Genomic DNA, 19172 nt, shown 5'->3' with positions numbered 1-19172 from the left:
TCAGCCCACCACGTCCCGCCACGCCCCCGGCAGCGCGTCCGCCACGTCGTGGGCCGCGATCGGAGCCGAGCGGGCGGCGCGGCGGGCCGCCAGGCCGTGGAGGTAGGCGGCCACCGACGCGGCGTCGCCCGGCGCCAGGCCCGCCGCCAGCAGGGAGCCCGCCAGGCCCGACAGGACGTCACCGCTCCCGGCCGTGGCCAGCCACGCCGTACCCGTGGGGTTGACCCGGACCGGCCGCGCCGCGTCGGCCGGGGCGATCAGCGTGGTCGAGCCCTTGAGCAGTACCGTCGCGCCGTACCGTGCCGCCAGTTCCCGCACCGCCTCCAGGCGCCCGGCCTCCACCTGCTCGCGGGCGACGCCGAGCAGCGCGGCGGCCTCGCCGGCGTGCGGGGTGAGGACCGTCGGCGCCGGGCGGGACCGGACCGCGCCCGGCTCCAGGTGCCGCAGGCCGTCGGCGTCGACCAGAACCGGTACGTCCGAGGCCAGCACGTCCTCGACGCCCGGGGTGTCGCCGAGACCGGGTCCGATCACCCACGCCTGGACCCGTCCCGCCTTCGCCGGCGGCCCGGTGTGCACCAGCGTCTCCGGGTAGCGCGCGAGCACCGCGTCGCCCGCGGGCCCGACGTACCGCACGGCTCCGGCGCCGCCCCGCAGCGCGCCGGACACGGCCAGGACCGCCGCGCCCGGGTAGCGCGCCGACCCGGCGACCACGCCGACCACTCCGCGCCGGTACTTGTCGCTCTCCCCGGCCGGAACGGGCAGCAGCCGGGCCACGTCGGCGTGCTGGAGGGCCTCCAGCTCCGGCGCCCCGGGCAGCGACAGCCCGATGTCGACGAGCCGGACCGCCCCCGCGTACGCGCGCGCCGGGTCGATGAGCAGCCCGGGCTTGTACGCGCCGAACGTCACCGTCGCGTCCGCCCGTACCGCCTCCCCCGCGACCTCGCCGGTGTCGGCGTCCACGCCGCTCGGCAGGTCGACCGCGACCACGACCGCGCCGCAGTCGCGCGCCGCCCGCGCCACGGGCACCGCGTCGGGGCGCAGCCCGCCGCGCCCGCCGATGCCGGTGATGCCGTCCATGACGAGGTCGGCCCGCTCCAGGGCGGCGTACGGGTCGTGGGCGACCCGGCCGCCCGCGCCGCGCAGCGCCGCCAGACCGCCCTCGTGGGCCCGCGACCCGAGGAGCACCGCCGTCACGCCGGCTCCGCGCCGCGCCAGGCGGGCGCCCGCGTACAGCGCGTCGCCGCCGTTGTCGCCGCTGCCGACGAGCAGGACGACCCGCGCTCCGTAGACGCGGCGCAGCAGGCCCGCGCAGGCCGCCGCCAGGCCCGCAGCGGCCCGCTGCATCAGCGCGCCCTCGGGCAGACGCGCCATCAACTCGGCCTCGGCGGCCCGTACGGTTTCCACACGGTAAGCGGTACGCATGAGGTCAACCCTCCGCGATCACCACCGCCGACGCCACCCCCGCGTCGTGGCTGAGCGACACGTGCCAGTGCCGTACGCCCAGCTCGGCCGCCCGGGCGGCCACCGTCCCGCGCACCCGCAGCCGCGGCTGCCCGCTGTCCTCGACGTACACCTCGGCGTCCGTCCAGTGCAGCCCGGCCGGCGCACCGAGCGCCTTCGCGATGGCCTCCTTCGCGGCGAACCGCGCCGCGAGCGACGCGACACCGCGCCGCTCCCCGCTCGGCAGCAGCAGCTCACGCTCCAGGAACAGCCGCTGGGCCATGCTCGGCGTACGCTCCAGCGCCGCCGCGAAGCGGTCGATCTCGGCCACGTCGATCCCCACCCCGATGATCATCTGCTCCCACTCACTCCACCGTCACGGACTTCGCGAGGTTCCGCGGCTGGTCCACCTCGTTGCCGCGGGCCGTGGCGAGCTCGCAGGCGAAGACCTGGAGCGGAACCGTCGACACCATCGGCTGGAGCAGCACCGGTGTCACCGGGACGCGGATCAGGTGGTCCGCGTACGGCACGACCGCTTCGTCGCCCTCCTCGGCGATCACGATCGTACGCGCGCCCCTGGCGCGGATCTCCTGGATGTTCGACACGATCTTGTCGTGGATCACGGACCGCCCGCGCGGCGAGGGCACCACGACGACGACCGGCAGGTCCTCCTCGATCAGCGCGATCGGCCCGTGCTTGAGCTCGCCGGCCGCGAAGCCCTCGGCGTGCATGTAGGCGAGCTCCTTCAGCTTCAGCGCGCCTTCGAGGGCCACCGGGTGGCCGACGTGCCGGCCCAGGAACAGCACGGTGTTCTTGTGCGCCAGCGAACGCGCCAGTTCCCGCACCGGCTCCATGGTCTCCAGGACCCGCTCGACGTCGTCCGCGATCCCGGCCAGGTCCCTGACCACGGCCCGGATCTCGTCGCCCCACTTGGTGCCGCGCACCTGCGCCAGGTACAGCGCGAGCAGGTACACGGCGACGAGCTGCGTGAGGAACGCCTTGGTGGAGGCGACCGCCACCTCCGGTCCCGCGTGCGTGTACAGCACCGCGTCCGACTCACGGGGGATCGTCGACCCGTTGGTGTTGGAGATCGCCAGCACCTTCGCGCCCTGCTCGCGGGCGTGCCGCAGCGCCATGAGGGTGTCCATGGTCTCTCCGGACTGGGAGATGGCGATCACCAGCGTCCGGTCGTCCAGGATCGGGTCGCGGTAGCGGAACTCGCTGGCGAGCTCCACCTCGCACGGGACGCGCGTCCAGTGCTCGATGGCGTACTTGGCGATCAGCGCCGCGTGGAACGCGGTCCCGCACGCCACGACCACGACCTTGTCGGCCTCGCGCAGCACCTCGTCGGGGATGCGGACCTCGTCCAGCGTCAGCGACCCGCTCCCGTCGATCCGCCCCAGCAGGGTGTCGGCGACCGCCTTCGGCTGCTCGGCGATCTCCTTGAGCATGAAGTAGTCGTAGCCGCCCTTCTCGGCCGCCGAGGCGTCCCAGTCGACGTGGTACGACCGCACGTCGGCGGGCGTCCCGTCGAAGCCGGTGACCGTCACCCCGTCCCGGCGCACCTCCACCACCTGGTCCTGCCCGAGCTCGATCGCCGAGCGGGTGTGGTCGATGAAGGCGGCCACGTCCGAGGCGAGGAACGCCTCGCCCTGCCCGACGCCGACGACGAGGGGAGAGTTGCGCCGGGCGCCGACGACCACGTCGGGCTCGTCGGCGTGGACGGCCACCAGCGTGAAGGCTCCCTCCAGGCGCCGGCACACCAGCCGCATCGCCTCCGCGAGGTCACCGCAGGACGAGAACGACTCGGCCAGCAGATGGGAGACGACCTCGGTGTCCGTCTCCGACGCGAGGTCGTGCCCGCGACGGGTCAGCTCGGCGCGCAGCGCGGCGAAGTTCTCGATGATGCCGTTGTGGACGACGGCGACGCGCCCGGCGTTGTCCAGGTGCGGATGCGCGTTGGCGTCGGTCGGCCCGCCGTGCGTCGCCCACCGGGTGTGCCCGATGCCCGTCGAACCGGTCGGCAGGGGCCGGGTGTCCAGCTCCTTCTCCAGATTGACCAGCTTGCCCGCCTTCTTCGCCGCGGCCATCCCGCCGTCGGCGAGCACCGCGACGCCGGCCGAGTCGTAGCCCCGGTACTCCAGCCGCTTGAGGCCCGCGATCACCACATCAAGCGCCGACTGCCCGCCGACGTAACCCACGATTCCGCACATGGCGGCAGCCTAAGCCCGGCCGCGGGGAGGGAGCAGGAGGCCGAGCCCGGGCACGCGGAGCGAGCGACGGGGCGGCGGGCCGCGTGTCGAGCGCGCGGGGGCCGCGTCACGCCTTCGCGCGGTACGCCCGCATCGCCAGCGGGAAGAACACCAGCGCGATCCCCGCCGCCCACACCAGCGACCACAGCACCGGCCGGCCCACCTCGCCGCCCAGCAGCAGCCCGCGGAAGGCGTCCGACAGATGGGTCACCGGGTTGACGTTCACCCACGCCTGGAGCCAGCCGGGCATGGTGTCGACGCGGACGAACGCGCTGCTGGTGAAGGTGATCGGGAAGACCAGGGTGAAGCCGAAGGCCTGCACCTTCTCCGCGTCGCCCGCCAGCATCCCGATGAGCACCGCGACCCAGGAGACGGCCGCGGCGAAGGTGATGAGCAGCAGCGTCCCCGCCAGGAAACCGCCGGCGCCGCCGGTGATGCGGAAGCCGAGCGCCAGCCCGAGGGCGATCATCAGGATCACCGCCCACAGGTGCTTGGCCAGGTCGGCGGTGATCCGGCCGATCAGCGGCGCGGACCGGGCTATCGGCAGGCTCCGCAACCGGTCGAACACGCCCTTGGTCAGGTCGGTGTTGAGGGCCATCGCCGTGTAGATGGTCATGAAGAGCGTGTTCTGGACGATGATCCCCGGCAGCGCGTACTTCAGGTACGCGTCGGGCGACCCGGCCATCTGCCCGCCCATCACGTACGTGAAGAGGAACACGAACATGATCGGCGTGATGCTGTAGTCGACGAGCTCCAGCGGGTTGTGCTTGACGGCCACCAGGCTCCGCCACGCCATGGTGGCGGTCTGCCGGAGCGCCGCGCCCGTCCGCACCCGGCCGCTCGCGGTGACGGCCGGGCTCACGCCCGTCACGGCGGTCATGCCGAACTCACCGCCTTCTCGATGTCGCTGTCGTCCGGCTCGGGCGTCGACCCGGGGGTCTCCGGCCCGGCGCGGTGGCCGGTCAGCGCCAGGAACACCTCGTCCAGGGACGAGCGGCGCAGGGTCAGCTCACCCACCGCGATCCCCGCCCCGTCCAGCCGCCGGACGACCGCGGGCATCAGCTCCGGGTCGTTCACCGGGACGGTGATCACCTCGCCCTCGATCTGGGTCTGCGCCCCGGTGGTCTGCGCCACCAGGGCGTGGGCCGCCGCCAGGTCCCCGCCGTGCACCGGCCGCACCTGGAGGACCTGTCCGCCCACCTGTGACTTCAGCTCGTCGGGGGTGCCCTCGGCGATGACCCGGCCCCGGTCGATCACCACGATGTCGTCGGCGAGCATGTCCGCCTCGTTCAGATACTGCGTGGTGAGCAGGGCCGTCACCCCCTCCGCGACCAGCCCGCGCAACATGTCCCACAGCTCACCGCGGCTGCGCGGGTCCAGGCCGGTCGTCGGCTCGTCGAGGAAGAGGATCCGCGGCCGGCCCACCAGGCTCGCCGCCAGGTCCAGCCGGCGCCGCATGCCGCCGGAGTACGTCTTCACGGCGCGTCCCGCCGCGTCGGTCAGCCCGAACCGCTCCAGCAGCTCCGCCCCCCGCGCCTTTGCCTCACGCCGCGGTATCCCGAGCAGCCGCCCGATGAGCAGCAGGTTCTCCGTGCCGGTGAGGTTCTCGTCGACCGCGGCGTACTGCCCGGTCAGGCCGACCAGGGAGCGCACCACGCCCGCCTCCCGGACCACGTCGTGCCCGGCGACGGCCGCCCGGCCCGCGTCGGGCTGGAGCAGCGTGGCGAAGATCCGTACGGCGGTGGTCTTGCCCGCGCCATTGGGCCCCAGCAGCCCCAGTACCGTCCCGGTGCGGGCGGCCAGGTCCACGCCGTCCAGCGCCCGGGTCTCCTTGAACCGTTTGGCCAGGCCCTCGGCCTGGATCGCGTACGCGTACGTCATGAGAGGTTCCCCTCGGCTCGGGGTGTGCTCCGCAGGGCGGCGGCCGTCGGGCGCCGACGCCCACCCTTCCCACAACTGTGACGCACGCCACTGACATTCCACCGCGGGGAGGGTGACCGAGCCCACCCCCCACGGCGCCCCCGCACCACCGACAATGGCCAGGTGATCACCTCGCCGACACGAAGCGCCGCCGCCCCCCGCCGCCCGGAGGCCACGCCGTACGTCGATCTCACCCGCGCCGAGTGGAGCGCCCTGCGCGAGAAGACCCCGCTTCCGCTGACCGCCGAGGAGGTCGAGCGGCTGCGCGGCCTGGGTGACGTGATCGACCTGGACGAGGTGCGCGACATCTACCTGCCGCTCTCCCGTCTCCTCAACCTGTACGTCGGCGCCACCGCCAATCTGCGCGGCGCGCTGAACACCTTCCTCGGCGACGTCGGCGAGAAGAGCGCCCAGCGCGGCACGCCCTTCGTGATAGGGGTCGCGGGCTCCGTCGCCGTCGGCAAGTCGACCGTCGCCCGTCTCCTCCAGGCGCTGCTCGCCCGCTGGCCCGAGCACCCGCGCGTCGAACTGGTCACCACCGACGGCTTCCTGCTCCCCATGAAGGAGCTCAGGGAGCGGGGCCTGATGTCGCGCAAGGGCTTCCCCGAGTCGTACGACCGGCGCGCGCTGACCCGGTTCGTCGCCGACATCAAGGCGGGCAAGGACGAGGTGACCGCGCCCGTCTACTCCCACCTCATCTACGACATCGTGCCCGGCAAGCGCCTGACGGTCCGCCGCCCCGACATCCTCATCGTCGAGGGCCTCAACGTCCTCCAGCCCGCGCTGCCCGGCAAGGACGGCCGCACCCGCGTCGGCCTCGCCGACTACTTCGACTTCTCCGTGTACGTCGACGCCCGCACCGAGGACATCGAGTCCTGGTACCTGAATCGTTTCCGCAAGCTGCGCGAGACGGCCTTCCAGAACCCCTCCTCGTACTTCCGGAAGTACACCCAGGTCGGTGAGGAGGAGGCCCTCGCGTACGCCCGTACGACCTGGCGGACCATCAACAAGCCCAACCTGGTGGAGAATGTGGCGCCGACGCGCGGCCGTGCGACCCTCGTGGTGCGCAAGGGCCCGGACCACAAGGTCCAGCGGCTCTCCCTCCGCAAGCTCTGACACTCCCGAAGGGACCGCGGACACGTGCTGCATCTGCGCCTGATCGTGCCGGCCGACCGCACGGACGAGGTCGTCCGCACGATCGAGAAGAGGGTCGGCACGACCCACCTGGTCGTCCTCGCGGGCGCCGCCCGCGACCCGTCGGGCGACGTGGTCGAGTGCGACGTGGCGCGCGAGGCCGGGGACGAACTGATCAACGACCTGTGCGCGCTGGGCATCAACGACTCCGGGGCGATCAGCGTCGACGACGTCGGGCTGTCGCTGTCGAAACGCGCGGAGAAGGCGGAGAAGGACGCGCCGGGCGAGGGCGCCGACGCGGTGGTGTGGGAGCAGCTGACGGAGGCGACGCACGAGGAGTCGACGCTCAGCGTCACCTACGTCGCGTTCCTGTCCCTGGCCACGATGATCGCGGCCTGCGGTGTGGTGCTGGACAACGCCATCCTCATCGTGGGCGCGATGGCGGTCGGCCCCGAGTTCGGCCCGCTGGCCGGCATCTGCACGGCGCTGGTGCAGCGCCGGCCGCGCCTGGCCGTCCGGTCGCTGGTCGCCCTGGTGGTCGGGTTCGCCATGGCGATGGCGCTGACGGTGGTCTTCAGCCTCGGGATGAACGCGACGGGCCTGTTCACCGCGACCATGCTGCACGGCGACCGCCCCAACACCGGATTCATCTACGCACCGGACTGGTTCTCGTTCGTCGTCGGCCTGCTCGCGGGCGCCGCCGGAACGCTGTCGCTGACGTCGGCGAAGTCGGGCGCGCTGGTCGGGGTGGCCATCTCCGTCACCACCGTCCCGGCGGCGGCGAACGCCGCCGTGGCGCTGGGTTACGGCGACCTCGTCCAGACGAAGGGCTCGGTCGAGCAGCTGCTGCTGAACCTGCTGGCGATCATCGTCGCCGGCACGCTGACGCTGCTGACGCAGAAGTACTTCTGGGCGCGGCAGCGCCGGCGTACGCTCCCCGCCTGACGCCACGACGCGAAAGGGCGCCCCACCGGCGACGGCGGGGCGCCCTTTCGCGTCTCGCCGGTGCTCAGCCGAGGGCGGACTTGACCACGTCGGCGAGCTGTCCGGCGACCGCGCGGGCCTGCTCGATGTCGGCGGCCTCGACCATCACCCGTACGAGCGGCTCCGTGCCCGAGGGGCGCAGCAGTACGCGCCCGGTGGAGCCGAGCTCGCGCTCGGCCTGGGCGACGGCGGTGCCCAGCTCGGCGGAGGTCGTCACCCGCGACTTGTCGACGTCCTTCACATTGATCAGCACCTGCGGCAGCCGCTCCATGACCCGGGCCAGCTCGGCCAGCGGGCGCCCGGTGGCGGCCACGCGCGCGGCCAGCAGCAGGCCGGTCAGGGTGCCGTCACCGGTGGTCGCGTGGTCCAGGACGATGACGTGCCCGGACTGCTCGCCGCCGAGCGCGTACCCGTGCTCCTTCATCGACTCCAGGACGTACCGGTCGCCGACCGCCGTCTGGACGAGCTGGAGGCCCTCGCGCTCCATGGCCAGCTTGAAGCCCAGGTTCGACATGACGGTGGCGACAACGGTGTCGCCGCGCAGCGTCCCGGCCTCGCGCATGGCGAGCGCGAGCACGGCGAGGATCTGGTCCCCGTCGACCTCGGCGCCGGTGTGGTCCACGGCCAGGCAGCGGTCGGCGTCCCCGTCGTGGGCGATGCCCAGGTCCGCACCGTGCTCGACGACGGCGGCCTTCAGCATCTCCAGGTGGGTGGAGCCGCAGCCGTCGTTGATGTTGAGGCCGTCCGGGGTGGCGCCGATGGTGATGATCTCGGCCCCGGCCTGCTGGAACGCCGCGGGCGAGACGCCCGACGCGGCGCCGTGCGCCTCGTCGAGGACGACCTTGAGCCCGTCGAGGCGGTTGGGCAGGACGTTCATGAGGTGGGCGACGTACTGGTCGAAGCCCTCGTGGTAGTCGGCGACGCGGCCGACCCCGGCGCCGGTCGGCCGGTCCCACGGCTCACCGTTGCGGTGCTGGTCGTACACGGCCTCGATCCGGTCCTCCAGCTCGTCGGCCAGCTTGTGGCCGCCGCGCGCGAAGAACTTGATGCCGTTGTCCGGCATGGCGTTGTGGCTCGCGGAGAGCATCACGCCCAGGTCGGCGCCGAGCGCGCCGGTGAGGTACGCCACGGCCGGCGTGGGGAGCACCCCCACCCGCATGACGTCGACGCCCGCGCTGGCGAGACCGGCCACGACGGCGGCCTCCAGGAACTCTCCCGACGCACGCGGGTCCCGCCCGACCACGGCGGTCGGCCGGTGTCCTTCAAAGGTCCCCGCTTCGGCGAGCACATGCGCCGCCGCGACCGACAGGCCGAGCGCGAGCTCCGCCGTCAGATCCGCGTTGGCGACACCGCGCACGCCGTCCGTGCCGAAGAGTCGTCCCACAGCTGTCCTCCGAGTCACTCCGAAAAAGCAAGGTAAAGAGTAAAGACGTACGCCCCGGCAGCACGGAGGTGCCGCCGGGGCGTACGGATGAGCAGACCGAGCAGGCGATTAGCGCTTGCTGTACTGCGGGGCCTTGCGGGCCTTCTTCAGACCGGCCTTCTTGCGCTCGACGGCACGGTCGTCGCGGCTCAGGAAGCCGGCCTTCTTGAGGGCGCCGCGGTTGTTGTCCACGTCGGCCTCGTTCAGCGCGCGGGCCACGCCGAGGCGCAGGGCGCCGGCCTGGCCGGAGACGCCGCCACCCGAGATGCGGGCGATGACGTCGTAGCGGTTGTCGAGCTCGAGCACCTTGAAGGGCTCGTTGACTTCCTGCTGGTGCACCTTGTTCGGGAAGTAGTCCTCGAGGGTGCGACCGTTGATCTTCCACTTGCCGGTGCCCGGGACGATCCGGACGCGGGCGATGGCGTTCTTGCGACGGCCCAGGCCGGCGGCCGGCTGCGGCTCGCCGAAGCGGGACGCCACGGACTCGGAGGTGTACTCACCCTCGACGGGCACCTCGGACTCGAAGGTGGTGACCTCGGCGTAGGTCTCCTCGCCCTCGATGGGGTTCTCAACAGTGGTCTCGGCCACGATGCTCCTCAGATTCTTTTCGTCTTAGGGGGTGGCCGGACTTACTGCGCGACCTGGGTGATCTCGAACGGAACCGGCTGCTGGGCAGCGTGCGGGTGGTTCTCGCCCGCGTAGACCTTCAGCTTCGAGAGCATCTGACGGCCGAGGGTGTTCTTGGGGAGCATGCCCTTGACGGCCTTCTCGACAGCCTTCTCGGGGTTCTTCTCGAGCAGCTCGTCGTAACGGACGGACCGCAGACCACCCGGGTAACCGGAGTGGCGGTAGGCCATCTTCTGGGTCCGCTTGTTGCCGGACAGATGCACCTTGTCGGCGTTGATGATGATGACGAAGTCACCAGCGTCGACGTGCGGCGCATAGATCGGCTTGTGCTTGCCCCGCAGAAGGGTGGCGGCGGTGGTCGCCAGACGGCCCAGGACGATGTCCTGCGCGTCGATGATGTGCCACTGGCGCGTCACATCGCCGGGCTTGGGGCTGTACGTACGCACGGTCGTAGCCTTCGCTTCTTCAGTGAGTGTGTCCTGACAAGGCCACCCGGACGATCACGACAGCCTTGACCGCACGTCGGGGACGCAACCCGAGTGCGTGTCGCTGGTCATCGGCCCGGTGGACCGGCGTAGCGGCCTCTCACGTGAGAACGAGCAAGCCAATACGCATAACGAACCAGAAGGATACTCGCGCGCCCCCACCCGGGTCAAAAGCGCCCCTTGCGGCAGCGGGGGCCGCACCCTCCACGGGAGCCGCCGGCGCGCGGGCGGCACGCGGTCATCGGCTACACCGGCGGCCCGTCCCCGCCCCGGCCGAGGGCCGCCTGCGGCGCGCCGGCCTCATGCCGCGGTCGTCACGGGGCCGGGGCCTCCACCGGCTCCGTGACGAAGCGGACGGAGGCCTCCAGCTTGCGGGCCAGGGCCTGGGCCTCCTCCGAGGTGTCGGCGCCGACCGCGATGTGGGCGACGCGGTTGCCGACCGAGCGGTGTTCCTCGATGACGTCGCCCGGGGCGACGGCCAGCTCCGCGTGGATCAGGTTGGGGTGGGCCAGCACCTCGTCCCACCCCTCCACCGCCACCAGCCGGCCCGTCGGCGGGGTGAGGAAGCGGATCGCGGAGCCGCGCACCGGCTTCAGGGCCGCCGTGTCGACGGGGTTGCCGAGGACGTCGTCGAACACCAGCCCGAACCACTCCAGGCCGGGGATGACGTGCGCCAGCATGCGGTGGATCCAGCCACCCGCGTTGCGCACGTGGACCTCGCCGAGGACGGCGCCGCGCTCGGTCCACCACAGCTCGACGTGGAACTGCCCGTAGCGCAGCTCCAGCGCCGTGAGGGCGGCGACGACCTGGCGTTCTATCTCCCGGGCGGTGTCCTCCGGGAGGATCGCCGGGATGACGTACTCGGTCTCGAAGAAGTTCGGCGGCGGCAGCAGCTCCTTGGAGGTGAGGGCGAGGACGCGCGGCACGCCGTCCACGAAGACGCCCTCCGCGCTGTACTCGGGCCCTTCCACGAACTCCTCGACGATGAAGGAGCCCCGGCCCTCCTCCGGCAGGAAGTCCAGCGCCGCCGCGAGGTCCTCCGGGCCGTCGATCCGGGTGACGCCCTCACTGCCCATGGCGTCGCGCGGCTTGACCACCCACGGCCCGGTGGACCCGCCGAGGAACGCGCGGGCCTCCGCCTCGTCGGCGCAGACCCGGAACCGCGGCTGGAGGAAGCCGGCGGCGGCCAGGGCCGCTCGCGCCTCGTCCTTGGTACGGACCCGGTGGACGGCGTGCGGGGGGTTCCCCGGTCGCCCGAGCGCGTCCGCGGCCTCGGCGACCGCCTCCTGCGCCATCTCCCGTACGCCGAAGACGACGTCGAAACGGTCGCCGGCCGCCGCCCGCTCGCGCACCCAGGCCGCGGTCGCGCCGGGCGCCTCGAAGTCGACGGCCGACGCCGCGTCGGCGAGGGCGGTGATCGTCGGGGTGGCGGCGAGGGTCCCTTCCTGGTTGGTGACGTGAATCCGCAGTCCGCGCTTGCGGGCCTGGCGTATCGCTGTCTCGACGACGTCGACGGCGAGGGTGGCGTTCCCGGCGCCGCCGACGAAGAGAAGCTGGGGGGTGGCCGGCTCGGCCATCTGTGCTCCCGGGGTGGTGATGTGTGCAGACATGGTTCGGTCGGTCAGATCGTGAGCAGAAGTTTTCCGGTCGTCGCCCGGCTCTCCAGGAGTCGGTGCGCCTCGGCGGCGTCCCGGAGGGGCAGCGTCGCGTGCAGGCGCGGTGTGATGACGCCGTCCGCCAGGTGGCCGAAGACGGCGCCGCCCGCGGCGCGCAGCGTCTCGGCGTCGTACACGTAGTCCTTCATGGTGGGACGGGTGACGAACAGGGAGCCCCCGCCACGCAGCTGCTCGATGTCGAGCGGCGGCACGGGACCGCTGGACAGCCCGCACAGCGCGAGCAGACCGCGCCGGCCCAGGGAGCGCAGGCTGGTGAGGTACGTCGCCGCGCCGACCGAGTCGTACACCACCCGGGCGCCCCGGCCGTTCGTCAGGTCCCGCACGGCGGTGTCGAAGCCGTCGTATCCGATGGCGTGGTGCGCGCCGGCCTCGCGCGCGGCCTTCTGCTTCTCGGCGGTGGAGGCGACCGCGATCACGGTCGCCCCGCGGGCCGCCGCCAGCTGGACGAGGAAGCGCCCGAGACCGCCCGCCGCCGCCAGCACCACCACGGTGTCGCCCTCGGCCACCGGGTGGGTCTGGTGGGTGAGGTAGTACGCCGCCAGGCCCTGGAGCGTGACGGCCGCCGCCGCGGCCAGGTCGACGCCGTCCGGTACGGGGATCAGCTTGTCCTGGTGGACCACGGTGTACTCGGCGTAGGCGCCGAGCTGGGTGGCGTAGGCGACCCGGGCGCCCTCCGCGAACGCCGTGACGCCCTCGCCGAGGGCCGTGATCACACCGGCGGCCTCCTGACCCGGGGTGAACGGGGCCTCGGCCGGGTAGCTGCCGTTGCGGTAGTAGACGTCGATGAAGTTGACGCCGGCCGCGGTGTTGCGGACCAGGACCTCGCCCCTGCCCGGTACGGGCACCTCGGTGTCCGCGAGGGTGAGCGCGGAGGGCCCGCCGGGGCTGGTGACGCTGATGGACTGCATGCTCTTCCCACTCCAGGTCGTGCTGTGGCCGCCGGGTGCCGGCAGCCACCGGGTTCAGGACGGTGCCGCGGGACTCTCGCCGAAGACGTTCAGGAAGTAGTTGATGTCCGACGTCAGCCCCTTCACCATGTCGCCGATGCGGGTGGCGCCTCCGGTGGCGGCGAGGCCGGCCTCGTTGCGTCGGCGCGTACGGTCGGAGAAGGGGAGTAACCCCGGGTCCAGGTAGCGTATGGCACCGTCGGCCGCGCGGCGGGGAATCACCTCGGAGCGGGCGTAACGACTGGCGCTGAAGGGGATGTCCAGCCGTCCCTCCGCGAAGGCGGCCTCGATCTCCTTGTGGACGCAGGCGGTTGCCAGGACCGGTTCCACGATCTCCGCCACCTCCTCGAGGATCCACTCCAGTTCGTGGCCCACCCGGTCCTCGTCGAGCGCGATGAAGTCCAGCAGCGGGGAGTTGGCGCGGGAGGCGAGCAGCAGCCCGTCGATGTTGGCGCGGGTGTCGGGGATGCCGTAGGCCTCCAGGTACGTCTTGGTGATCAGCTTGCTGGCGCCGCCCAGCCGGGCGACCAGCGCGCCGTAGAGGATGAGGTCCTCGGCGTGGGACCGCTCCCTGGGGAAGACGCCCATGAACTCGTGGAGCACGGCGTGGACTTCGACGCCCTCGGGGAGGTAGCGGGCCGCGAGGAGGGGGATCGCCCGCAGCGCGGCCACGTCCTGTTCGACGTGGCCGCCCTGGGGGTACGCCACCGAGATGCACCGCACCCCTTCGCGCGCGGCGGCCACGGCCTCCAGGACGCTGATGGCCAGCGAGATCGACGGGGGTACGAGCACGGCGGTGAGCGTGCCGAACAGCTCCCGGTCGATGACGAGTCCGCGCCCGGCGAGGTCGCCGCAGAGCGCGTCCACCTCCCGCCAGGCGGCCAGCGATTCGCTCAGCGGAACGGCCTTCGAGTACGGCAGGTTGTACGAGATCCCGCCGCCCTCGAAGGAGGTGATGCCGGAGGCCACCGAGGTTTCGAACAGCAGCCGCGCGTCCGGGGAGCCGTGCCGCACCTCCAGGGGCGCGGACACGGCTTCGTTCAGTTCGCGGCCCCGTTGCCACCCGTGGGTGACGAGGGGGTAGCCGTTGAGCTCGGCCGAGTTGCGCAGCAGTGCGGCCCGGGCGTTGTCGAATCGTTTCAGCCGGGTGTGCGAGTCGATGGTGAGCGTGAGGATGTCCGGTTTGGCGTGCCGTTCCAGGTCCCGCAGCAGGGTCATCATCTGGGCGTGCGAGCCGACACCGCAGCGCGGCTGCAGGGCGACGCGCCCGGCGGAACGCGCCGCGCGCAGCACCTCGGCGGCGGTCGGCTTCCCCCGCTGCCGGACGTAGGCGACGGACTCGTCCGGCGTGGGGAGCTCCGGGGGCACCGGCGGTGGGACGGCGTCGTTCATGAGGCGGACGAGGCGGACGAGGCGGTGGTCGGCCGTGCGGTACGGGCACGGAGCTCATCGAGGGTGGCCGGCAGGAGCTCCGGGTCGGACAGGACGACGTCGACGCCGATGCCGTGGAACCGCTCGATGTCGGCGGGGTTCTTGTAGCTGCCCACGGAGAGGTTGCCGCCGAGGATCACCGGGCAGTCCAGCAGGCCCTGGGCGCGGGCCGCGGGCAGGTCCTGGAGGTCCTCGTAGGCGTGTCCGTTGAGGCTGCCGATGATCACTGCCTCGGCCTCGGGGTGGTCGGCGTACGCGGCGGCGAACTCGGCGACCGAGGTGCAGGTGCCGACATTGACGACATGGAATCCCTGGGCGCGCAGGGCATGGGCGATGAGCTGGTTGGCCACGACATGGGCGTCGCTGGCCGCCACACCGAGAATGACGGTGCGTTTGACGTTTTCGTGCCGCATGGAGAACCCCCGGATGTCTTGTGGACGGAATTACTTCTCAGAACGGCGAACTCGGATATCAGTCGTCGAACGCGGCGAAGAGTTCACGCTTACTGACCTCACGCAGCCGTGCGACGTTGTATTCCTCGGGGTCGGCGACGGACAGCGAGTCGAAGACCAGGTTGATCGCGGCCACCAGCCCCCAGGCGTGATGGTATTCCGGCCACCCGGGACTGCCTTTGTCGGCGTCCGCCTGGCGCTCGAAGATGTAATTCGCCCATTTCGGCGTCGAGGGGTAGCGGTGGTGGAAATCGTGGACCACGGTGTCGCCGGTCAGGACGAGGTAGCGCGCGGGCGCGTGCACGAACAGCATCCGCGCCGTCCACCTGCACCAGGCGGTGACGCGCCGCACCGGCGGCAGGGCCGGGGACGGTGCCGCCTCGCCGATGAAGATGGCGTTGGTCAGACTGCCGAAGTACTGCTTGCCGCGGCGCTCGGTGACGTCCGCCGCCGGGAAGGTGTGCTTCACGCACAGCCGCAGCGTGTTGCTCACCTGGAACAGCGGGAAGAGCGGCACGAGCCAGCCGACGATCAGCATCGGCCAGGTGCCGGTGGCGACGGTCGCGGCCACGGCGACACCGTAGAGGCCGACGCTCGTCACCTTCTCGCTGGTGTCCGAGGCGTGCCAGAAGGAACGGGCGCGTGCCACGGCGAAGTTGAGGTGGAACCAGGGGGAGAAGATCTTGCCCAGCACGCGCCGCCACATCTGCCGGCGCTCCATGCCCGGGTGCAGGTCCAGGCTGACGAGGAAGGCCTGGACCGTGGGGTCCCGCAGCGTCATGTGGTGGGCCGCGTGGTGGTCGCTGACGTGCTCACGGCTGTAGCGGGCGAAGTTCTGGATGATCAGCAGGCTGGAGGTGGCCCGGCCGATCGCGGCGTCCAGCCGGCGCTTGCGGTACATGTTCCGGTGCGAGCACTGGTGGTAGATCATCATCCGCAGGTTGCGCATGCCGTGCAGGGTGATGGCCCAGCCCGGCAGGACGAGCAGCAGCCAGGGGCCGGCCAGGCTCATGCCGGTGCAGCTGATCGCGAGACCGAGCAGCATGGACAGACCGGCGGTGGTCAGGTGAAATCCGGGAGTCCACCAGGACAGGGGTCCCTGCCCGGCGATCGGCTTTCCCGTGAATATGGTGAGCGGATACTGGAGGAACCGAGGCAGGGCGCGCATGGTTTCGCGGGGATCTGAGTAATCCGCAATGCCTTCGGTTCGGAAGCCACTTTCGATGGCCGCCATCGCACTCCTCAAGGTCAGGGATCAAATCGGCGCCGGAGAGGGAGAGGCGCTGTCTGCGCGTCCGGTATCGGCGCCACATAAACTCTGTGACTGGGTGCGTCATTGATCTTTGCAGGCGGTCGCTGCCGAGGTCAACACTTTATCGAGAGGTCAGGATGCCTCCCTGCCGGACTGCCGAAATTAATTCGGCGTGAATTCATGCCGTCGTGTTATGGGCCTGCTGCTCGGGCAACTCGCGCCGGGAGCGCACCGGGGAAAGGAAGACCGGCAGGAAGGCCGTCGCCATGAACACTCCGCCGACCCACAGGGTGGCCTGCACGCCGGCCAGCTCGCCCAGCACACCGGACATCGCGGCGCCGACGGCCAGAGCCCCCGTCAGCAGGAAACGGAAGGTGGCGTTCATCCGGCCGAGCAGCACATCGGCGGTCATCCGCTGACGGAGGCTGACACCGATCACGTTGTCCATGCCGACCTTGAACATGGCCACGAACCATCCGGCTCCGGCCAGGAAGAGCCAGGGCCCCCGGTCGACCAGCGGGACGAGCAGTCCGGCGGGCGCCAGACACAGCCCGGCGAGGCCGAGGGTGCGCCCGTAGCCCACGCGGGTCGCGACCGGCCGGGCGCAGCGGGCGCCGACCAGCAGCCCCGCCCCGCCGGCGGCCCAGAACAGACCGAGCGCGCCGGGCGAGAGGCCGAGTTCGCGGACGAACCAGACCGGAAGCATGGTGTTCACCACCGCTGAGCCCAGATTGCCCAGAGCCGCGGTGAGCGCGAGCGCCCGGAGCTCGGGGTTGCCGAAGACGTGCCGTACGCCCTCCGCGATCTGTGTCCGCAGCCCGGCGGCCTTCACTCCGGCCGGGGTGACCGGGGCGGCCGGGGCGGGGGTTCGCCGGATGGCGGTGAGCCGCAGGGCCGAGGCCAGGTGCGCCCCGGCGGTGACGAGAACGGCCACCGGCGCCGTGAGCAGGGCGACCAGCCCGCCGCCCGCGCCGCGTCCGGCCACGTTGCCCGCCGCGATCAGGGTGTTGATGTCGGCGTTGGCCTGAACCAGACCGTCCCGGCCGACCAATTGGGGCAGGACGCTCTGCGAGCCGACGTCGAAGAAGACGGTGGCGCAGCCGTTCAGCAGGACCACGGCGTAGAGCTGGCCGAGAGTGAGCACATCCAGCCACCAGGCCAGCGGCACGGTGGCGAACAGGATCGCCCGGCACAGATCGGCCGTGATCAGTACGCGCCGGTGGCTGAGCCGGTCCACCCAGGCCCCGGCCGGCAGGCCGATGACCAGGAAGGCGACGGTGCTGAGGGTGGCCAGCGCACCCACCTGGCCGGGGCGTGCGTCCAGGGCTGCCACGGCCACGAGCGGCACGGCCACATAGCCGATGTTGGTGCCGAGCTGGCTGAGCGCGGACGCGGTGAAAAGGGTGCGGAAGTCACGTAGTCGCCACGGAGAGTTGGGTCGCATGGTCCGTTCATCCGGTGGTTGGTCCGGAACCGCCGGTGTACGGAGGTTCCGTCGGAGCGGGGAGGGTGGGCCCCGGTTCGCCAGGCTTCGCGGGTACGGGAGGCGGCCGGAATTGGCCAGAAACAGATGCGGCTGAAAAGAGCGGCTGGATGGCTGAATTCTCGCCATACGGATTCGGCCACGCCCACCCCCCTCGCCCAGTCCGGGCGTTACTCGGACACGTCAGTCGGCAAGGATTGACGATATCTCGGCCTTGCGCAAGAGATCCATGTCACGAACCCGGTGTTGTTGACTCCTTTACGAACATTGGACGAACGAACCGCCTTAACGCGTTGACATGCGCTGAGGGTTGGTGTGATGGTCTGGGAGGTGTCGACCGGGGGGCGGCTTACCCTCCCCTGGCCTGCTGCCATGCGTGGAAATCGGGAAGCCCTCATTCCGCCAAAGTGATCTCCGCCGGCAAATCGGCCGAACCGGCATGAGGCGCTGTTCAACCCCCACAAAGGGCCCTGCACTGCCCGTTCAGGGTCACGAACCCAGACAAGCCAGGTGAGAAGTAGAGTGACCGCACGTACTGCGCTCCTGATCGGTGCCGCCGGTGGAATTCTCTCGGAGACCGCCCGAGGACTGGCCGAGGAAGGGCACTCGCTCGTCCTCTTCGACAGGAACGAGGACGCCGTCAGGCGTCTCGCGGACGAGCTCGCCCCCAGGACCAAGGTCGAGGTGGTCGTCGGGGACATCACCGACATCCCCGCCGCCGAGCGCCTGCTGACCTCCGTCGTCGAGCGGCACGCACCCTCCATCCTCGTCAACGGCGTCGGCGGGGACACCCGCGTCATCGGCTACGCCGACCTGGAGCGCGGCCACTTCGAGGAGACGTACCTGGAGAACGTGGTCAGCACCTGGATCGCGATCAAGGTGTGCGCCCCCCGGATGGTGCGGGACGGTTACGGACGCATCGTCAACTTCGCTTCGGCGGGCGGGCGTACGTACAGCCACTTCAACAATGCCGCCTATGTCGGGGCCAAGGCGGCCGTCATCGGCATGACGAAGCAGATGGGGTACGAACTGGCCGGCACCGGCGTGGTGGTGAACGTGGTGGCCCACGGCCCCATCGCCACCGAGCGCGTGGCACGGGCCTTCGAACTCCGCGACGAGGAATCGAAGAAGGCGGTGCTGTCCCGGCTGCCCATGGGCCGCTACGGCACGGTGACCGAAGCCGTCGGCAGCGTGCTGCACCTGTGCTCCGAGAGCGCCGGCTACTCCACGGGCTCCGTCATCGACATCAACGGCGGCCTCTACATGTGAGGGGCGTCCCCACCCCTCGGTAAGAAAAAGCGCACAAGGAGCTGGTGTGGCGAAGTTTGTCGTCGAATTCGAGTACAACGTCGACCGGGCCGGCCGCCAGGGCCTGCACCCGGCGCATGCCGAGAACCTCTACCGGCTGGCCGACAGCGGTGTCCTGCTGCTCGGCGGCCCGCTCGTGGGCGAGAACGCCGGACTCCTGCTCTACGAGGCGGCCGACCGCGACGAACTCCAGCGGATTCTGGACGACGAGCCCTATGTCAAAGGCGGAATCGTGGCGAGCACTCGAATCCGGGAATGGGAACCGGGTAAAGGCAGCTGGATATCCGCGCTGAACCGGTCGGAAGAGGGCTCCAGTGCGGAAGGAAACCACTGACATGCTTTCATTCCAGCAGGATGC

General features: G+C 71.3%; 18 protein-coding genes. 4 read left to right on the top strand and 14 right to left on the bottom strand.

The window, feature by feature from the left end; all coding sequences use genetic code 11:
• From ABZZ38_RS01090 to ABZZ38_RS01070, 5 genes are all read right to left on the bottom strand, one after another.
• Positions 1-1422 carry an NAD(P)H-hydrate dehydratase gene (locus ABZZ38_RS01090; RefSeq protein ID WP_356734388.1) on the bottom strand — a complete coding sequence of 474 codons (1422 nt, stop codon included), beginning with the start codon at positions 1420-1422 and terminating at the stop codon, positions 1-3.
• 4 nt (positions 1423-1426) lie between these two features.
• Entirely contained in the window at positions 1427-1795 is a 369-nt protein-coding gene (locus ABZZ38_RS01085; RefSeq protein WP_356734387.1) for a holo-ACP synthase, read from the bottom strand.
• 10 nt (positions 1796-1805) lie between these two features.
• Positions 1806-3653 carry a glutamine--fructose-6-phosphate transaminase (isomerizing) gene (gene glmS / locus ABZZ38_RS01080; RefSeq protein ID WP_356734386.1) on the bottom strand — a complete coding sequence of 616 codons (1848 nt, stop codon included), beginning with the start codon at positions 3651-3653 and terminating at the stop codon, positions 1806-1808.
• Between the two features lie 106 nt (positions 3654-3759).
• Positions 3760-4572 carry an ABC transporter permease gene (locus ABZZ38_RS01075; protein WP_356734385.1) on the bottom strand — a complete coding sequence of 271 codons (813 nt, stop codon included), beginning with the start codon at positions 4570-4572 and terminating at the stop codon, positions 3760-3762.
• Entirely contained in the window at positions 4569-5573 is a 1005-nt protein-coding gene (locus ABZZ38_RS01070; RefSeq protein WP_356734384.1) for an ATP-binding cassette domain-containing protein, read from the bottom strand. Before ABZZ38_RS01070 ends, ABZZ38_RS01075 begins: the two co-directional genes overlap by 4 nt.
• A 162-nt stretch (positions 5574-5735) precedes the next feature.
• Here ABZZ38_RS01070 and coaA point away from each other — a divergent pair, with 162 nt between their 5' ends.
• Complete coding sequence (gene coaA / locus ABZZ38_RS01065; RefSeq protein ID WP_356734383.1) at positions 5736-6728, top strand: type I pantothenate kinase; 993 nt, start codon at positions 5736-5738, stop codon at positions 6726-6728.
• Positions 6729-6752: 24 nt separating this feature from the next.
• Positions 6753-7691: a DUF389 domain-containing protein gene (locus ABZZ38_RS01060; protein WP_356734382.1), complete on the top strand. Its 939-nt coding sequence runs from the start codon at positions 6753-6755 to the stop codon at positions 7689-7691.
• A 64-nt stretch (positions 7692-7755) separates the two neighbouring features.
• Here ABZZ38_RS01060 and glmM read toward each other — a convergent pair whose 3' ends face one another.
• The 9 genes from glmM to ABZZ38_RS01015 form a co-directional block, all read right to left on the bottom strand.
• Complete coding sequence (glmM, locus tag ABZZ38_RS01055; RefSeq protein WP_356734381.1) at positions 7756-9114, bottom strand: phosphoglucosamine mutase; 1359 nt, start codon at positions 9112-9114, stop codon at positions 7756-7758.
• Between the two features lie 108 nt (positions 9115-9222).
• Positions 9223-9741, bottom strand: a complete 519-nt coding sequence (gene rpsI, locus ABZZ38_RS01050) for a 30S ribosomal protein S9 (protein WP_356734380.1) — start codon at positions 9739-9741, stop codon at positions 9223-9225.
• Positions 9742-9782: 41 nt separating this feature from the next.
• Positions 9783-10226: a 50S ribosomal protein L13 gene (gene rplM / locus ABZZ38_RS01045; protein WP_105868316.1), complete on the bottom strand. Its 444-nt coding sequence runs from the start codon at positions 10224-10226 to the stop codon at positions 9783-9785.
• A 353-nt stretch (positions 10227-10579) separates the two neighbouring features.
• Positions 10580-11875: an ATP-grasp domain-containing protein gene (locus ABZZ38_RS01040; protein WP_356734379.1), complete on the bottom strand. Its 1296-nt coding sequence runs from the start codon at positions 11873-11875 to the stop codon at positions 10580-10582.
• A gap of 11 nt (positions 11876-11886) precedes the next feature.
• Positions 11887-12849: a quinone oxidoreductase gene (locus ABZZ38_RS01035; RefSeq protein WP_356734378.1), complete on the bottom strand. Its 963-nt coding sequence runs from the start codon at positions 12847-12849 to the stop codon at positions 11887-11889.
• Between the two features lie 54 nt (positions 12850-12903).
• Positions 12904-14280, bottom strand: coding sequence for a methylaspartate mutase (locus ABZZ38_RS01030; RefSeq protein ID WP_356734377.1), 1377 nt, complete (start codon positions 14278-14280; stop codon positions 12904-12906).
• Complete coding sequence (locus ABZZ38_RS01025; protein WP_356734376.1) at positions 14277-14732, bottom strand: cobalamin-dependent protein; 456 nt, start codon at positions 14730-14732, stop codon at positions 14277-14279. The genes ABZZ38_RS01030 and ABZZ38_RS01025 overlap by 4 nt, the downstream gene beginning before the upstream one ends.
• A 58-nt stretch (positions 14733-14790) precedes the next feature.
• Positions 14791-15939 carry a stearoyl-CoA 9-desaturase gene (locus tag ABZZ38_RS01020; protein ID WP_356734375.1) on the bottom strand — a complete coding sequence of 383 codons (1149 nt, stop codon included), beginning with the start codon at positions 15937-15939 and terminating at the stop codon, positions 14791-14793.
• 262 nt (positions 15940-16201) lie between these two features.
• A complete protein-coding gene (locus tag ABZZ38_RS01015; RefSeq protein ID WP_356734374.1) occupies positions 16202-17467 on the bottom strand; it encodes an MFS transporter in 1266 nt (421 codons plus the stop codon).
• Between the two features lie 561 nt (positions 17468-18028).
• On the opposite strand from ABZZ38_RS01015, the gene ABZZ38_RS01010 reads away from it, so the two are divergent.
• Together ABZZ38_RS01010 and ABZZ38_RS01005 are read left to right on the top strand one after the other, a co-directional pair.
• Positions 18029-18775 (top strand): SDR family oxidoreductase, encoded by a 747-nt coding sequence (locus tag ABZZ38_RS01010; RefSeq protein WP_356734373.1) that lies wholly within the window; start codon positions 18029-18031, stop codon positions 18773-18775.
• A 46-nt stretch (positions 18776-18821) separates the two neighbouring features.
• Positions 18822-19148 (top strand): YciI family protein, encoded by a 327-nt coding sequence (locus ABZZ38_RS01005; protein ID WP_356734372.1) that lies wholly within the window; start codon positions 18822-18824, stop codon positions 19146-19148.
• Positions 19149-19172 lie beyond the last annotated feature (24 nt).

The sequence above is a fragment of the Streptomyces sp. NPDC006368 genome, assembly GCF_040612535.1.
Lineage (GTDB): Bacteria > Actinomycetota > Actinomycetes > Streptomycetales > Streptomycetaceae > Streptomyces.
Note: the sequence above shows the minus strand (reverse complement) of the source record. Positions and strands in the feature narration are given on the sequence as shown.

What these genes read in the sequence shown, in the direction of transcription:
- ABZZ38_RS01015 (WP_356734374.1), bottom strand. Translation starts at nt 17,467, where the DNA reads ATGCGACCCAACTCTCCGTGGCGACTACGTGACTTCCGCACCCTTTTC.
- ABZZ38_RS01025 (WP_356734376.1), bottom strand. Translation starts at nt 14,732, where the DNA reads ATGCGGCACGAAAACGTCAAACGCACCGTCATTCTCGGTGTGGCGGCC.
- ABZZ38_RS01090 (WP_356734388.1), bottom strand. Translation starts at nt 1,422, where the DNA reads ATGCGTACCGCTTACCGTGTGGAAACCGTACGGGCCGCCGAGGCCGAG.
- ABZZ38_RS01020 (WP_356734375.1), bottom strand. Translation starts at nt 15,939, where the DNA reads ATGCGCGCCCTGCCTCGGTTCCTCCAGTATCCGCTCACCATATTCACG.
- ABZZ38_RS01035 (WP_356734378.1), bottom strand. Translation starts at nt 12,849, where the DNA reads ATGCAGTCCATCAGCGTCACCAGCCCCGGCGGGCCCTCCGCGCTCACC.
- ABZZ38_RS01070 (WP_356734384.1), bottom strand. Translation starts at nt 5,573, where the DNA reads ATGACGTACGCGTACGCGATCCAGGCCGAGGGCCTGGCCAAACGGTTC.
- ABZZ38_RS01085 (WP_356734387.1), bottom strand. Translation starts at nt 1,795, where the DNA reads ATGATCATCGGGGTGGGGATCGACGTGGCCGAGATCGACCGCTTCGCG.
- glmS (WP_356734386.1), bottom strand. Translation starts at nt 3,653, where the DNA reads ATGTGCGGAATCGTGGGTTACGTCGGCGGGCAGTCGGCGCTTGATGTG.
- ABZZ38_RS01075 (WP_356734385.1), bottom strand. Translation starts at nt 4,572, where the DNA reads ATGACCGCCGTGACGGGCGTGAGCCCGGCCGTCACCGCGAGCGGCCGG.
- ABZZ38_RS01040 (WP_356734379.1), bottom strand. Translation starts at nt 11,875, where the DNA reads ATGTCTGCACACATCACCACCCCGGGAGCACAGATGGCCGAGCCGGCC.
- ABZZ38_RS01030 (WP_356734377.1), bottom strand. Translation starts at nt 14,280, where the DNA reads ATGAACGACGCCGTCCCACCGCCGGTGCCCCCGGAGCTCCCCACGCCG.